This window comes from Pseudoalteromonas sp. APC 3358 (assembly GCF_030408075.1).
GTDB classification, from domain to species: Bacteria; Pseudomonadota; Gammaproteobacteria; order Enterobacterales; family Alteromonadaceae; genus Pseudoalteromonas; species Pseudoalteromonas arctica.
The window spans coordinates 1-859 of sequence record NZ_JASDCE010000045.1 but is presented as its reverse complement, the minus strand read 5'-3'; the positions used below and the strand labels follow the sequence as shown (position 1 = coordinate 859).

Annotated in this window: 1 protein-coding gene; it reads left to right on the top strand. The window is 40.3% G+C overall.

What is annotated here, in order from left to right:
• Positions 1-130: 130 nt before the first annotated feature.
• Positions 131-859: pseudaminic acid synthase (gene pseI, locus QL995_RS21645; RefSeq protein ID WP_290295081.1), on the top strand; the 729-nt coding region annotated here is incomplete at its 3' end.

Below are 859 nucleotides of genomic sequence, written 5' to 3'. Positions count from 1 at the left end.
CATCCTACAAAAATTATACATGCTGTTGTACTAAAAGAAAATGCAGCATCACAAGCTTTGTTTAGCCGAGCTGGCTACCAACGAATTAATGAAGAGCAATTTACTCGACAACCTGTGGAGTGAGGGATTTATGAATAAATTTATTACTATCGATAACAGAAAAATTGGCCCTGGCTATGCGCCGTATATCATTGCTGAAATGTCAGCGAATCATAACGGTGATATCGAAAATGCCTACAAAATAATGGAAATGGCAAAAGAGTGTGGTGCAGATGCAATGAAGCTGCAAACTTATCGCCCTGATACCATAACAATGAAAAGCGATAACCCTGAATTCTTAATTAAAGGTGGGTTGTGGGATGGTAAAACACTGTATGACTTATATGAAGAAGCGCACATGCCGTGGGAATGGCATAAACCTTTATTTGAAAAAGCCAAAGAGTTAGGTATCACTATTTTTAGCTCGCCGTTTGACTTTACTGCCGTTGATTTACTCGAAGAGCTTGGTGCTCCTGCGTACAAAATAGCGTCATTTGAAGCCATCGATTTACCATTAATCGAGTATGTTGCGAAGACTGGTAAGCCAATGATTATCTCAACGGGTATGGCGAACGAAGAAGAAATACGTGAAGCAGTAGAAACAGCAAAAAATGCAGGGTGTAAAGAGCTTGTTGTACTGCATTGTGTAAGTGGTTACCCAGCGCCATCAGGCGATTATAATTTGGCGACTGTTGCAGATATGGCCACACGTTTTGATGTATTAACGGGTCTATCAGACCATACTATTGATAATACGACGGCTATTACATCAGTGGCGTTAGGCGCATGCTTAATAGAAAAGCATGTAACGCTTAATAGA